15 protein-coding genes, 1 tRNA gene and 1 other RNA gene are annotated in these 13,718 nt (G+C 63.9%); 8 read left to right on the forward strand and 9 right to left on the reverse strand.

The features are described from left to right. Positions 1-186 precede the first annotated feature (186 nt). Entirely contained in the window at positions 187-405 is a 219-nt protein-coding gene (locus tag H535_RS0118875) for a dodecin (RefSeq protein WP_026820776.1), read from the forward strand. Positions 406-425: 20 nt separating this feature from the next. Here the strand turns inward: H535_RS0118875 and epsC are convergent, their stop codons facing one another. The 3 genes from epsC to msrA all read right to left on the reverse strand — a co-directional run bounded on the left by epsC (position 426) and on the right by msrA (position 2,581). After that, a complete protein-coding gene (gene epsC / locus H535_RS0118880) occupies positions 426-1,013 on the reverse strand; it encodes a serine O-acetyltransferase EpsC (RefSeq protein WP_026820777.1) in 588 nt (195 codons plus the stop codon). 40 nt (positions 1,014-1,053) lie between these two features. After that, positions 1,054-1,989 carry a cysteine synthase A gene (cysK, locus tag H535_RS0118885; RefSeq protein ID WP_026820778.1) on the reverse strand — a complete coding sequence of 312 codons (936 nt, stop codon included), beginning with the start codon at positions 1,987-1,989 and terminating at the stop codon, positions 1,054-1,056. A 67-nt stretch (positions 1,990-2,056) separates the two neighbouring features. Continuing rightward, the gene (gene msrA, locus H535_RS0118890) at positions 2,057-2,581 is read right to left on the reverse strand and encodes a peptide-methionine (S)-S-oxide reductase MsrA (RefSeq protein ID WP_026820779.1); all 525 of its coding nucleotides are present in this window, start codon (positions 2,579-2,581) and stop codon (positions 2,057-2,059) included. 76 nt (positions 2,582-2,657) lie between these two features. Here msrA and H535_RS26655 point away from each other — a divergent pair, with 76 nt between their 5' ends. From H535_RS26655 to H535_RS0118910, 4 genes are all read left to right on the forward strand, one after another. Beyond that, positions 2,658-3,599 (forward strand): Nif3-like dinuclear metal center hexameric protein, encoded by a 942-nt coding sequence (locus H535_RS26655; RefSeq protein ID WP_081416815.1) that lies wholly within the window; start codon positions 2,658-2,660, stop codon positions 3,597-3,599. A 108-nt stretch (positions 3,600-3,707) separates the two neighbouring features. Further along, the gene (locus H535_RS0118900; RefSeq protein ID WP_026820780.1) at positions 3,708-4,451 is read left to right on the forward strand and encodes a zinc ribbon domain-containing protein; all 744 of its coding nucleotides are present in this window, start codon (positions 3,708-3,710) and stop codon (positions 4,449-4,451) included. A gap of 4 nt (positions 4,452-4,455) precedes the next feature. Next, entirely contained in the window at positions 4,456-5,487 is a 1,032-nt protein-coding gene (locus tag H535_RS0118905; protein WP_245580384.1) for a reverse transcriptase-like protein, read from the forward strand. Next, positions 5,438-6,349: a DUF1206 domain-containing protein gene (locus tag H535_RS0118910; RefSeq protein WP_081416816.1), complete on the forward strand. Its 912-nt coding sequence runs from the start codon at positions 5,438-5,440 to the stop codon at positions 6,347-6,349. The genes H535_RS0118905 and H535_RS0118910 overlap by 50 nt, the downstream gene beginning before the upstream one ends. 61 nt (positions 6,350-6,410) lie before the next feature. Here the strand turns inward: H535_RS0118910 and H535_RS0118915 are convergent, their stop codons facing one another. After that, on the reverse strand, positions 6,411-7,175 hold the full coding sequence (locus H535_RS0118915) for a YaaA family protein (protein WP_026820783.1): 765 nt from the start codon (positions 7,173-7,175) through the stop codon (positions 6,411-6,413). A 56-nt stretch (positions 7,176-7,231) separates the two neighbouring features. On the opposite strand from H535_RS0118915, the gene rnpB reads away from it, so the two are divergent. Beyond that, an RNA gene (gene rnpB / locus H535_RS28020) (RNase P RNA component class A) lies at positions 7,232-7,594 on the forward strand. 45 nt (positions 7,595-7,639) lie between these two features. Next, complete coding sequence (locus H535_RS29180) at positions 7,640-7,822, forward strand: hypothetical protein (RefSeq protein WP_026820784.1); 183 nt, start codon at positions 7,640-7,642, stop codon at positions 7,820-7,822. A gap of 39 nt (positions 7,823-7,861) precedes the next feature. On the opposite strand, the gene def is transcribed toward H535_RS29180, so the two are convergent. From def to orn, 3 genes are all read right to left on the reverse strand, one after another. After that, positions 7,862-8,434, reverse strand: a complete 573-nt coding sequence (gene def, locus H535_RS0118925; protein WP_026820785.1) for a peptide deformylase — start codon at positions 8,432-8,434, stop codon at positions 7,862-7,864. A 191-nt stretch (positions 8,435-8,625) separates the two neighbouring features. Beyond that, positions 8,626-8,701, reverse strand: a tRNA-His gene (locus H535_RS0118930). Positions 8,702-8,718: 17 nt separating this feature from the next. Then, positions 8,719-9,336, reverse strand: coding sequence for an oligoribonuclease (orn, locus tag H535_RS0118935; RefSeq protein WP_281171278.1), 618 nt, complete (start codon positions 9,334-9,336; stop codon positions 8,719-8,721). A 159-nt stretch (positions 9,337-9,495) separates the two neighbouring features. Between orn and mptB the strand changes: the two genes are divergently transcribed. Next, a complete protein-coding gene (mptB, locus tag H535_RS26665; protein ID WP_035770192.1) occupies positions 9,496-11,022 on the forward strand; it encodes a polyprenol phosphomannose-dependent alpha 1,6 mannosyltransferase MptB in 1,527 nt (508 codons plus the stop codon). On the opposite strand, the gene H535_RS26670 is transcribed toward mptB, so the two are convergent. Continuing rightward, positions 11,005-12,258, reverse strand: a complete 1,254-nt coding sequence (locus H535_RS26670; protein WP_051299548.1) for a glycosyltransferase 87 family protein — start codon at positions 12,256-12,258, stop codon at positions 11,005-11,007. The two genes, mptB and H535_RS26670, sit on opposite strands and share 18 nt — an antisense overlap. Next, positions 12,258-13,562, reverse strand: a complete 1,305-nt coding sequence (locus H535_RS0118950; RefSeq protein WP_026820787.1) for a UDP-glucose dehydrogenase family protein — start codon at positions 13,560-13,562, stop codon at positions 12,258-12,260. Before H535_RS0118950 ends, H535_RS26670 begins: the two co-directional genes overlap by 1 nt. Positions 13,563-13,718 lie beyond the last annotated feature (156 nt).

The following is a 13,718-nucleotide window of genomic DNA, read 5'->3' on the forward strand; positions in this document are numbered from 1 at the left end:
CGACCGGCTCTATTACGCCAGCCCGGCCGGGCAGGTACCGGCCACAGGCGGCCAGTGGAAGAAAGCCGGCTCCCCACCCATCACCCACACATAAACCGGCGTCGTGGAAGGGACCTGTTGTTTTCCGCTGCCGGCACAGTAGCCTGAGACGTGTCAAGGCAATGGCGTCGATCTCAGGAGACAGCAATGAGTGCAAACACATACCGCGTCATCGAAATCGTGGGAACGTCCACCGAAGGGTCGGACGCGGCCATCGCTAATGGGGTGGAACGTGCAGGCCAGACCATGGAAAATCTGGACTGGTTCGAAGTTATCCAGCTCCGCGGCCACATCGACAACGGATCAATTCAGCACTACCAGGCAACCCTCAAGGTCGGTTTCCGGCTCAACGACCCGGCGAGCTGAAGCGGGCGCCGCCCAGGACCCTAGATGTACATGGCCGGGTCAATGTACTCGGCCGGGTCCACCTGGGGTTGCTTTTCATGTTCCGATACGCGCGGCCTGGCCTTGGCCGGGATGCCGGTCAGGATCGAGTCTGCCGGCGCGTCCTTGACGACGACGGCGTTGGCTCCCACCGCGCTGTCCGCACCGATCTCGACCGGGCCCAGCACCTTGGCGCCGGCGCCGACCACCACCCGGTCACCGAGGGTGGGATGGCGCTTGACGCGCGCCAGGGAACGGCCTCCCAAGGTGACGCCTTGGTAGAGCATCACGTCTTCGCCGATTTCCGCGGTTTCGCCGATAACGACCCCCATGCCGTGGTCGATAAAGAAGCCACGTCCAATGACCGCACCGGGATGTATCTCAATGCCGGTAATCCACCGCGCCGCCTGCGAAATCAGCCGTGCCGGAAGCTGCAGACCCGGGTTGGCCCACATCCGGTGGGTCAGCCGGTGCACCCAGATGGCGTGCAGTCCCGAATAGGCCAACAGGTTCTCCACGTCGCCACGGGAAGCTGGATCGTGCGCGCGTGCGGAGGCGAGATCGTCCCGGAGCCGGGAAATGAATGTCATGACTTCCTTTTCGTGGGCGCGGTGCCGGGCGTCGAAGCCATCAGCTGCGGATGTCGTCGTATAGCAGGGTGGAGATATACCGCTCCCCGAAGTCGGGCACGACGGCGACAATCAACTTGCCTGCGTTTTCGGGGCGCTTCGCCAGCTCCAAGGCCGCCCAGACGGCTGCTCCGGAGGAGATGCCGCCGAGGATACCTTCCTGGGTGCCCAATGCCCGGGCCATCGAGACCGAGTCATCAATGGTGGCGTCGAGCACCTCATCGTAGACATCTGTATCGAGGATTTCGGGAACAAAGTTCGCCCCAAGTCCCTGGATCTTGTGCGGGCCGGGGGCGCCACCGTTGAGGATGGCGGAATCCTGCGGTTCGACGGCGACAATCTGCACCTCCGGCTTGCGCTCCTTCAGCAGCTGGCCGGCGCCGGTGATGGTGCCGCCGGTGCCGATGCCCGAGACCAGCACGTCGATTTCGCCGTCGCTGTCGGCCCAGATTTCCTCGCCGGTGGTGTTGCGGTGCACGTCCACGTTGGCCTGGTTGGCGAATTGCTTGGCCCAAATCGAGTTATCGGTGTTGGCCACGATTTCCTGGGCTTTATCCACCGCGCCGCGCATTCCTTCGGAGCCGGGAGTGAGGACTATCTCAGCGCCGTAGGCACGCAGCATGACGCGCCGTTCGGTCGACATGGTCTCGGGCATGGTGAGGATGACCTTGTAGCCGCGGGCGGCGCCGACCATGGCCAGGGCGATACCGGTGTTGCCGGAGGTGCCTTCAACAATGGTGCCGCCCGGCCTCAGGGCACCTGCGCGTTCGGCGGCGTCCACGATGGACACGCCGATCCGGTCCTTCACCGAATTGGCCGGGTTGTAGAACTCCAGCTTCACCGCAACCCGGGCATCGAGCCCTTCGGTCAACCGGTTGAGCCGCACCAAAGGAGTGCCGCCAACCACCTGTGTTACGTCGTCGTAAATCCTTGCCATCAAAGCCTGCCTCTTTAGTAGTGTGAATTAGCCCGCTGCCAGCCTACCGACCGCAAAGAACGCTCTGCTAAGCCACCAGCCATTCTCTGTAATGTTTTCGGGCCTTGGCCAGTTTCGGATTAATGATCACCTGGCAATATCCCGCCTCCGGGCGCTTGCCATAGAAATCGTTGTGAATTTCTTCTGCGGCGTGGAAACGAGGCAGCGGAGTCAATTCCGTAACAATCGGTGCGTCCCACGCATCCTGGTTCCGGTCGATGGCCTCCTTGAAGAGCCGCTTCTGCTCGTCATCGGCGTAGAACATCACCGAGCGGTACTGCGTACCAACGTCGTAACCCTGGCGGTTCAGGGTGGTGGGATCGTGGGCGGTGAAAAACATGTCCAGAATGACGTCGGCCGGGATGATTGACTCGTCGAATGTCACCGATACGACTTCGGCATGACCCGTTGTGCCCGAACATACGCTCTCGTATGTCGGTTCCGGGTCTTCACCGCCTGAATAGCCGGATACCACCGCGGTCACGCCGCGGGTCTTTTGATAGATCGCATCGAGGCACCAAAAACAGCCACCACCGAGAACATAAGTCTGCATGCCCTTAACAATGCACGCGCGGCCCGGAAGATTCCCGAGCCGGGTACGGCGCGCTCATTTAAGGTAAAACTGGGGTATGGACACACCAGCAACGCCCCCGGGCGGACCCGGCGGTGGCGCTTCGCCGCGAGCCGGCGCCGTGGCCGGTCACGGCACAGTGGCCGGCGACGGCGTGGCCGGGCCCACTGTGGGCGAAGTGCTGGCCGCAGCCGAAGAATTGTGGCCGGCGACGCTGGCCGAACAGTGGGACGCCGTCGGACTGGTGGCGGGCAGGCCGTCACGGCAGGTGCAGAAGATCCTGCTGGCGGTCGACCCGACGTCGGCGGTGGTTGACGAAGCCCTGCAGTGGGGCGCGGACCTGCTGATCACCCATCACCCGCTGCTGCTGCGCCCCGTCACCTCCGTCGCGGCCACTTCATTCAAGGGCGACGTGGTCCACCGGCTGATTGAGGGCGGATGCGGGCTGCTGACCGTCCACACCAATGGGGACAGCTCCGTTGGCGGCGTGTCCGACGTGCTCGCTGACGCGCTCGGCCTGACCGATGTGCAGCCGCTGCAGCAGGCACCGGCGGGATTGGATGAAGAAGGCCTCGGCCGGTACGGGGAGCTGGCCGAAGTAAGCAGCCTGTCCGACTTCGCCGCGAAGGTGTTCAGCATTCTCCCGGCCGTGGCCGGGGGCGTGCGGGTGGCAGGCGACCACGATGGCATTGTGAAGCGGGTGGCCGTCTGCGGGGGAGCGGGCGATTCCCTGTTCGAAGCAGTCCGTAGCTGTTCGGCCGACGTGTTCGTGACAGCCGATATGCGCCACCATCCCGCATCCGAGGCGCGCGAGGCGGCGGCCAATGGCAGGCCGTATCTGATTGACGTGTCTCATTTCGGTAGCGAATGGTTGTGGTTGACGCCGGCGTCCGAGGCGCTGGATAACGTGCTGACCGATCAGGGCCACCAAGTCGATATCCGCGTCAGCAACATCAACACCGATCCCTGGGATTTCGTTCTCACTCCCGGCGCAGGTTAGGGTTCCACACGGTCGGTCCATCGCGTCCGGGCTGATTTTCGAAGGACGCCTGCACTAACCTGTTACAGACCGGGCCGACGGCGTCCGGGTGACGTTTGGAGGAATTCAGTGGCAAAAGCGGCAGCAGCGGACCAATTGAAATTACTGGATCTGCAAGCCCTGGACACCAAACTCGCGCAGCTTTCCCACCGGGCACGCACGGCCAACGCCAACCCGGACATTGCCGAGGCGGACAAGGGCCTCTCACAATCACGCCGTCAGCTGGTGGAGACCGACACCGCTATCGAGGACACCCAGCGGGAGCTGACGAGGGCGGAGAACGACGTCGAAATGGTGGTCAATCGTATCGACCGGGACCAGAAACGGCTGGACAGCGGAGCAGGCACCTCCAAGGACCTGACAGCCTTGCAGAGCGAACTGGAATCGCTGGCCAAGCGCCGCTCCGACCTGGAGGACGTTGAGCTGGAAGTGATGGAGCGGATGGAGGCGTTGACGGTCCGCCGCGGCAGCGAGGCAGCAGCGTCAGACTCGCTGGCGCAGCAGCACGATGAGCTGCTCCGGCAACGCGACGAGGAACTCGCCGCCATCGAGACTGAGCGGGAATCGGTCGAGCAACAGCGTGCCGAAACGGCCGACGGTATCGACGCCGGGCTGGTCGGCAGCTATGACAAAATCCGTGCCAATCACAACGGCGTAGGGGCCGGTGCGCTGCACCAGCGCCGCTGCGGCGCCTGCCGGATGGAACTGAACCCCCGCGATCTGGCCGACATCGCCAAGGCTGCCGAGGACGACGTCGTGCGTTGTGAGGAATGCGGCAGGATATTGGTGCGTACAGCGGAATCGGGGTTGTAGAGCCGTGACACTTTTCGATGAGTCTGAACCCTTGGACGCCCACAGTGGAGACCTGCTGGTTGTCGAGACCGACGGCGGCTCCCGAGGCAACCCGGGCCATGCCGGTTACGGGGCGCTGGTCCGTGACCCCGACTCGGGGCGGATCCTGGCCGAAACGGCCGAGTACTTGGGCGTGGTGTCCAACAATGTTGCTGAATATTCCGGTCTCGTGGCCGGACTGCAGCTGGCGTTGGCCCAGGATCCCGATGCCCGAATCCACGTGAAGATGGATTCGAAACTCGCCGTGGAGCAGATGACCGGGCGTTGGAAGATCAAGCACGAAGACATGCGCAAGCTGGCGACCAAGGCCCGCAGCATCGTCGATCCGCAGCGGGTGACGTACGAGTGGATTCCGCGCGAGGAGAACCAGGACGCCGACCGGCTCTCAAACGAGGCCATGGACGCCGGAGAGGCCGGCGAGCAGTGGGTCCCGTCCCCGCCGCCGGATCTGAGCCCTGAACCCACCACATCGCCCATGCCCATCATCGTGGACCGGGATCCGGAACTGTTCGTTGAAACCGAGGCGCCCGCCGAAACCCAGGCTGCGGCCCCGGCGGCGCCGGCGGCGCCGTCGGAGCCTGTCGTCGCGGCACCGCCGACCGGCCGGGTGCACCACATCGAATTGTGGGTGGAGGACTTTGCCGAGGCCCGCCGGTCGCTGGGATGGATCTTCGAGCAACTCGACTACCAGCGGAAGAACGAATGGGAGTCGGGCGCGAGCTGGCAAGGCGCCGTCGGATACATCGTGCTCGAATCCGGGCCCGACGTGACCCCGGGACGGCATGAGCGCAAGCGCCCGGGCCTGAACCATCTGGCATTCTGGGCCGGACCGCCGTCGGCGGTCGATGCGATGGTCGCAGACGCACCGGCCTACGGCTGGACACTGATGTTCGAGGACCTGCACCCGTACGCCGGCGGCAGCGGCCACTACGCGGCGTACTTGGAAAATGAAGCCGGCTTCGAAGTCGAACTCGTCGCCACGATTGAACCTTCGTAAGCCCCGAGCCTCCACAGCCGGGCAGCTGAAACGCCGCGCCGGCCGGATCCAGGACGACCTGGAACCGGTGGCGAACGCCGCGGAAGAAGTGGCGAATACCCGCACCCTGGACGCCGTCGCGCGGCTGGGCTACGCCATCACCGCCATACTCCATCTGCTGATCGGCGTCGTGGCAGTGAGGCTGGCCCTCGGCGGAACCGGCAGGGCCAGCACCGCCGGGGCCATTGAGACGCTGGCCCAGGACACCCCCGGACGAGTGGCTGTCTGGATCGGGTTTATCGGTTGTATGGGACTTTCCCTGTGGCAGCTGAGCGAGGCGACCGTGCGCAGCCGGAGGCAACCGGCGCGGTACCGGCTGAGCAAGGCACTTACCTCCGGAACCCTGAGCGTCGTATACGCTGTCCTGGCGTTGACCTTCGCCAACTTTGCGGTGGGACCGGGCTCAGATGCCCGGGCGGGCACTCGCCATTTCAGCGCCATCGTGCTGTCTTATCCCATGGGAGCCGTGTTGCTCAGCGCCGTCGGTGTGGTGGTCGCCGGCGTCGGGGTTTACTTCATTGTCAAAGGCATCCTGCGTAAATTCCGCCCGGAGTTGAGTTTCTTCAACTCCGTGGGCGGTACGGTCATCGACGCGCTGGGAATTCTTGGCCATGTGGCCAAGGGTATTGCGTTGATTCTGGTCGGTGTGCTGTTCGGCGTTGCCGCCGTCCAGCACAATCCCGCCCGTCCCACCGGGCTGGACGCCAGCTTGAAGGCGCTGCTGGATGAACCGGCGGGCCAGTATGTGCTGGCCGTGATCGGAATTGGATTCATCTGCCACGGCATCTTCGGAATCATCCGCGCCAGATACGGCCGGATGTGAAGGGGGCCCGGGTGGCCGGTTCGTGCAGGAAAGGGTGCAGGGATGTGAACGTCTGCCGGAGCTATCCGTGCAGCACAATATTGAGCTGGTACGGCTTACGGCCGGAAGCCTCGACGAGTTCTGCGTCCCAGTGCCGGCGGGCCGCCTTGAGCAGTGACTGCGGTGTGGACGGCGGTGCGCCGCGTCGCGTCAGCAAGTGCCGGGCCAGCTCACCGCGGGTGTGTTTCGCGAAGTGCGACACCACGGTGCGACGGCCATGGCGCTGCTGGAAGACGTTCACAGCCGCCGTCTGATGCGCCGGGGCGGCCCAGGCGGAAGAGTAACTGCTGGAACGGCAGTCGATGATCAGTTCATCATCGGCACGACGGGATAACGGTTCGGAAAGTTCCCGCTTCCAATAGGAGGACAGCCGGCCGGTTTCGGGCAGCGAAACACCCATCGACAGTCGGTATGCGGGAACCCGGTCGGCGAAACCAATGGCACCCCACAAGCCGGAGATAATGACGACGGCGGCATCAGCCCTGCGCTGCTGCACCGGTGTCATGCGGTGATAGCCCAGAGCGTCGTACAGCACACCGGAGTAGATGGTGTGCGCTGGTGCTGCAGGTTCCACGTCAAGTGCGGTATTGCGGCGCACCTCGTCGAGCAGTGAAGCACCAACCCCGAGGACGCCCAGCGCGTCATCGGCCGAACTGGCGCCGGCCAAGGCCGCCAGCACCTCCTTGCGCGCCGGATTGAGCCCGGGGAAGCTGAGCTCGTCCAGGGCAAACGGGGCGCCCGTGGCGGCGGGGGTCTTACCTTCGGAGGGCGGCAGTAAAATCAGCACCCGTCGATCCTACCGGTGTCCGCACCTTGCCATCAGCCGGGTAGGATGGACGCGGATGGGTTGGCCAGGCGGCCGCGTGTGAACGAGGAACGTCCGGGCTCCGCAGAGCAGGGTGGTGGGTAACGCCCACTCGGGGTGACCCGCAGGAAAGTGCCACAGAAATCAGACCGCCGGTGCATGCCACCGGTAAGGGTGAAACGGCGGTGTAAGAGACCACCAGCGCCCCGGGCAACCGGGGCGGCTAGGTAAACCCCACCCGGAGCAAGGTCAGACAGGACGTGTTGGAGGGCTGCTCGCCCGAGCGTCCGGGTAGGCCGCTGGAGGGCACCGGTAACGGTGCTCGTAGATGGATGGCCGCCACGCCACATGCGGGCAACTGCGGTGGCGTACAGAACCCGGCGTACCGGCCAACCCATCCCGATAAAATCCTTTGCCCGGCGGTCTTTGTGTGCCATGATGCCGACATGGACGAATCTGCAGAATACCGACAGGCGGAAGCGAACCTGAAGGAAGCGGACCGGCAATTGAAAAAGGCCCAGGAAGCCCACAAAGCCGGTGAGATCGACGATGCGCGTCTCGATGAGCTGATCAGGTTGCGCCAGACCGCCGCGGAAGACGTACAGCGGCTCTCCGGGCAGTGGTACTGAAGCCCGGGCAGTGGTACTGAAACTGCTGCCTGAGCAGGCTTAGTGGCCGAACGGGTCGGGATCCACGCCCGGCATCCAATGGTGCCCGGGTACGCCCCAGCCGTGGTCTTTGGCTGACCGCTTCGCCTTTCGCGCATAGCGGTCGTTGAGGCGGTCCACGTAGAGTTTTCCATCCAGGTGGTCGTATTCGTGCTGCATGCACCGGGCAAACCATCCGGTTGCTTCAAATTCGACCGCTGCACCGTCGGCGTCGAAACCCGTCAGGCGCGTCCATGCTGCCCGCTGCAGCGGAAAGGAATCCCCGGGCACCGACAGGCAGCCCTCGGAGTCCTCCTCAGGGTCCGGTGCGGTCCCGGGAACCTTCGTGGTGGTGATCCTGGGGTTGACCAGCACTCCGCGATCGGGGACGCCGTCGTCGTTGCCCATGTTATAGACGAATATCCGCAGTCCTACGCCTATCTGCGGCGCTGCCAGTCCGACCCCGTTCGCGGCATCCATAGTCTCGAACATGTCATCGACAAGCCGGGCCAGGTCGCTGTCGAAGCTGGTGACCTCCGCCGCACGCCGGTGCAGCACCGGTTCGCCGGTGATGACAATGGGACGTACCGTCATTTCGTCGTGTCCTTCGTGGCGGCGAACTGTCCTCCAACGACTTCAGGCATGATTTCGTACCGAGTGCGTTCCATCGTTGCTGCTGCCTCTCCGCCGGTTGCGGCGCAAAATCAGTGGGTAACCTCATGCGAAAGGCCGCCCCGGACGGATCCGGTGCGGCCTGCAGAAACCGTTTGGCCTCGCATTTTCAATGGGGTGAGTAACGGGGCTTGAACCCGCGACCTCCTGGACCACAACCAGGCGCTCTGCCAACTGAGCTATACCCACCATGTGACCCTACGACTTTATTCTGCTTCGGCCCTGGACACAAACCGGGCAGCGATTCGCTTGGCTTTGTCGCTGTCCGGGCCGGGGGCGGGCACGAATACCGACTCCCGGTAGTACTTCAATTCGTTGATCGAATCCTTGATATCGCCCAGGGCGCGATGGTTGCCTGTCTTCGCCGGAGACTGGAAATACGCCCTTTGGAACCAGCGCCGGGACAATTCCTTGATGGTTGACACGTCGATGATCCGGTAATGCAGGTGATCGATGACGGCAGGCATGTCGCGGGCCAGGAACATCCGGTCCATGCCCACCGAATTTCCGGCCAGCTGAGCCTTATTGGGCGTCGGCACCCAGGCGGTGATGTATTCCAGCACCTGTTGTTCGGCCTCGGCCATGGTGATGCCGTGCGGCAACTCGTCGAGCAGCTTGGACTCGGTGTGCATATGCCGGACAAAGTCGCCCATCCGGTCCAGGGCCCCTGGTTCCGGCCTGATGACGACGTCGACTCCGTCCCCAAGGATGTTCAATTCGGAGTCTGTGACGAGCACGGCCACCTCGATCAGCGCGTCGGCGAGCGGGTCCAGACCGGTCATCTCACAGTCGATCCATACGATGTGTTCGTTAGATATAGGCACCTGACCAATGTACCGTGCCGTCATGCCGGCAGCACCCGAAGCAACCGCAGCACCCGCAAGCCCCCGCAGACTCGCGGCCCCCGCTGCAGCGCCGCGTGCGTGCGCTAGACTTGCGGCACGATGCCGATGTTGCTTCGAAGATAGGAAATCCTTCCAGAGATGACCGGTCCGGTTCCGTCCACAGAGCCCCCTGCACGGGGCTCCGGTCCGGAAGTGGACAACCCGAAACGTGCCATCGTGTCCGGAACCGTCGGCTCGGTCATGATGCTGGCCGGCTCCCTCGGCGTCGGGTGGCTCCCGGCCGTATCCGATCTTTCACGCTGGCCATTGTTCATATTTCTGCGGCTCAATCCGTTTGGGGTCGTGCTCTGCGTCGTGCTACTCGCAGCCGGCGCCATGTTGCTGGTGCGCTCCTGGCTCCGGCTGGGACAGCAAGTACGTGTCTGGGGCCGGCAGGCGCGCAGGGCCACACTGACGGCCGTGGCGGCCTGGGGTGCACCGATGATGCTCGCCATTCCACTGTTCAGCCGCGATGTGTACGCGTACATGGTGCAGGGCCAGATGGTGCTCAACGGACTCAACCCCTACGAAGAGGGCTACTCCCAGGTGTCCAACTGGTTCTCCACCGGCGCCGACAAGCTCTGGGCCCAAAGCCCGACGCCTTATGGGCCCTTGTTCCTGTGGGTCGAGGAATGGGTCGCCTGGCTGTCCGGCGGCCAGCAGATGCTGTCCATCCTGCTGTTCCGGCTTGTCGCACTCGCCGGAGTGGCGCTGTGCATTGTGTACGTACCAAAACTCGCCAGGCTGCACGGCATCAACCCGCACCGGGCGCTGTGGCTGAGCGCGGCCAACCCGTTGTTCCTCATCAACTTCATCGCGGCGGTGCACAACGATGCGCTGATGCTGGGCCTGGCCCTGGCAGGTCTGTACCACACTGCGGTCAGGCGGCCAGTGCTGGGGATCCTGCTGGTCTCCCTGTCGATCGCCGTCAAGCCCGTGACAATCATCTTCCTTCCTTTTATCGGCCTGCTGTGGGCGGGCAGGAGAGCCGGCTGGGGGCGGAAAAGCCTCTACTGGGCGCTGACCGCCTGTGCCTCCTTCGCGGTGCTGGCGCTGCTGGGGGCATTGAACGGCTACGGATTCGGCTGGGTTGGCGCCATGAGCACCCCCGTCACGCTGTGGATCTGGTACGCACCGGTGGGGATTGCCGGATGGATTGTGGCCACGTTGTTCAGCGCCTTCGGGCTCAACGGCTGGGTCTTCGGCAATGTCGTGCACCTGCTGGGGCTGGCCGCAGCCGGAGTCATCATCGTGCTGCTGGCGCTCAAGGGAAGCTACCAGCGCATCATCCGGCGGCTGGCGATCGCTCTTGGCGCGCTGGTGCTGCTATCGCCGATGATCCAATCGTGGTACGTGGTGTGGCTGATCCCGTTGTTCGCGGTGACCGGCATCCGCACCGACTGGCAGGTCAAGACCCTGTACTTCCTGGTCTCGTTCTTCATGATCTATTCGGTCTCCGACCAGCTCGATATCACCTGGTTCATCGACCTGAACCTGCTGGTGGCACGCTGCGTGGCGGCCGTGGTGGCCGTCGGGTTCGGCCTGTACCTGGTGTTCATCGACCCGAAGACGAAGGCGCTGTTCCTGCGCAAACTTGAAGACCCGCAGTCAACGCCGCAGATCTAGCCGCTGCCGGCGGCCCAGCCGGACAACGGCCTTCACGGCCCATCCGAGCAGCACAAACAGCAGGACATTCCGGCCGGTCAGCAAGAGGGCAACCCATGGGTTCAGGGTGTACAGCTCCCCGTAGAAAATCGGATACACCAGCGTGGTCAACGCCGCGATAACAAGCATCAGCAGCCCGGGCACCCGCCAGCCGTGCCGGTCGTGGGCCAGCCCGACGGCGACGACGGCGATCAGCCACACTTGGAACTGCGGCGAGCCAACCTTATTGAACACCACGAACGCGCTCACCATAGCCAGCGATCCGGCCAGGATCAGCGGTGTACGTGCAGCGCCATTGCGCATCGCCCACACCAGCAGCCCGGCGATGCACAGTGCGGCGAGGATCAGCAGCGGGGTCATCAGGTTGGCCATCACGGGGCCCCATGCACCCCGGATTTCCAATGTATTGATGTCCCGGTGGTGGAAGACCCGGGCGTCATCCAGTCCCAGTACCGCCTGCCACAACCCCGGAGTAGTGAATGGGGCTTCAAGCTGCATTCCCCGGTCTGCCTGCGCGCCGATGAAACTCAGCAAATGGGACAATCCGCCTGCCGCGGCTACGGCGGCGGCAATCAGCACCGATACCGCGAAACCGGTCAGCAGCAGCGTCAGCCGCTTCCGGCCGGCCACCAGCAGCACGCCGATGACGGCGGCCGGCCACACCTTGATCCATGTGGCCAGTGCCAGTACAGCGGAGGCAATGACGGGGCGGGCAGCAAACAGCATCAGGCCGGCGACCACCATCGGACCGGTGAGACCGTCGATGCGTCCGACGGCGACCGGCGCCAGCACGGATGTGGCGGCCAGCCACCAGTACGCGGCGGGAAAGCCTTGGACCCGGCGCCCGCCACGGGTCAACAGCAGCACCGCCGCGGCGTTGAGCAGGGTGAAGATCAGCCACCACGTCAATTGGTAGAGATCGTAACCGGCAGCCATCGAGGCCAGCATCGGCAGCAGCGCGGCAATGGGATATACCCAGTCCTTATCCAGACCGACCCAGTTGCCGTTGTGCAGGCCGTTGAAAGCCCACCAGCGGTAAAAGGCGACGTCGCTGAGCACATCCCCTTGGACAATCAGCGGCAGCAGGAACATCAGGAACCCCAGGTGCACAGCGACGAAGACCAGCAGCAGGGTTCGGGGCCGCCGCATGCTCCGGCGGACCGCCGGAGGCAGCCGCTGCTGAAAGGTGGCAGGCATCAGGGCCGGCCGAGCGCGCCGAATGTCCATCCGGCGTTGCGCCACTTGGTGGGATCGAGCACATTGCGGCCATCGATCATCACCGTCCGGGCCACCTGAGAGCTGAGCTGATACGGATCGAGCTGTCGGAATTGCTTCCACTCAGTCAGCAGCAGCAACGCATCCGCGCCGGCCACCGCCTCGGCCAGCTCCGGGGTGTACGCCAGATCTGGGAAGCGCAGTTTTGCGTTACCCGTGGCGTGCGGATCACACACCACCACGTCTGCTCCCGCGTCCTGGAGCTGTTGGGCCACGTCCAGTGCCGGTGAATCACGTACATCGTCACTGTCGGGTTTAAACGCTGCACCGAGCACCACCAACCGCATCCCTTCCAGCGGGCCGCAGATCCGTCGGGTCAGTTCCACCAGGCGGCTCCGCTGGCTTTGGTTGATGTGATCAATATCATTGAGGAAATTGACGGCGGAGTCGACCCCGAGTTCTTCCGCCTGCGCCTGCAACGCACGGATGTCCTTGGGCAGGCAGCCACCGCCGAACCCGAGACCGGCGTTGAGGAATTTCCGTCCGATCCTCTCATCCAGTCCCAGCGCTTCGGCCAGTTCGGTGACGTCGGCTCCTGCGGCATCGCACAGTTCCGCCATGGCGTTAATGAACGAAATCTTGGTGGCCAGGAATGAATTGGCGCTGTTTTTGACCAGCTCCGCGGTTTGGTAATTCATGATCATCCGCACGGTTCCCTCGTCCAGCATGGGCGCGTATGCCTCGTCCAGGGCGGCGATGGCTGCCGCGGCATCCGTTTCGTCACGCACCCCGTAAATCAGCCGGTCAGGATGGAGGGTGTCCTTGACAGCATGGCCTTCACGCAGGAATTCGGGATTCCAGATCAACTCGGCACCGGCGTCGAGCACCAGCGGTGACAGCCGCGCTGCCGTGCCCACCGGGACTGTGGACTTTCCCACTATGACATCCGACGCTTCGAGGTAGGGCACCAGCGACCGCACCGCGGCATCGACGTATGACACATCGGCCGCGAGGCTGCCATCCAGTTGGGGGGTACCGACGCAGAGAAAGTGCATGGTCGACGACGCGGTGTCGGCGAAATCGGAGCTGAAGCGCAGGCTGCCGCGGTTCTGCGCCTCCAGCAGCAACTCGTCGAGGCCCGGCTCAAAGAAGGGGGAGTGGCCGGCCTTGAGCCGCTCCAGTTTCTGTTCGTCGATGTCGATACCGACGACGTCATGGCCCAACGAGGCCATGCCTGCGGCGTAAACGGCGCCAAGGAAGCCACAGCCTATCACTGAAATCTTCACAGTTGTCCTTTGCTCCACGACAATGCCATGCCCTTCGCGATGAGTTCGAAAGGTATCAATTACACTCTAAAGGGACGCGTTCGGCCCTCGCGGCATCACGCGACCTGAACAGAATCACGCGACCTGAACAGATCATACGTGGGTAAGGGAAATAGC

Source organism: Arthrobacter castelli DSM 16402 (assembly GCF_000430705.1).
In the GTDB taxonomy this organism is placed as follows: domain Bacteria; phylum Actinomycetota; class Actinomycetes; order Actinomycetales; family Micrococcaceae; genus Arthrobacter_C; species Arthrobacter_C castelli.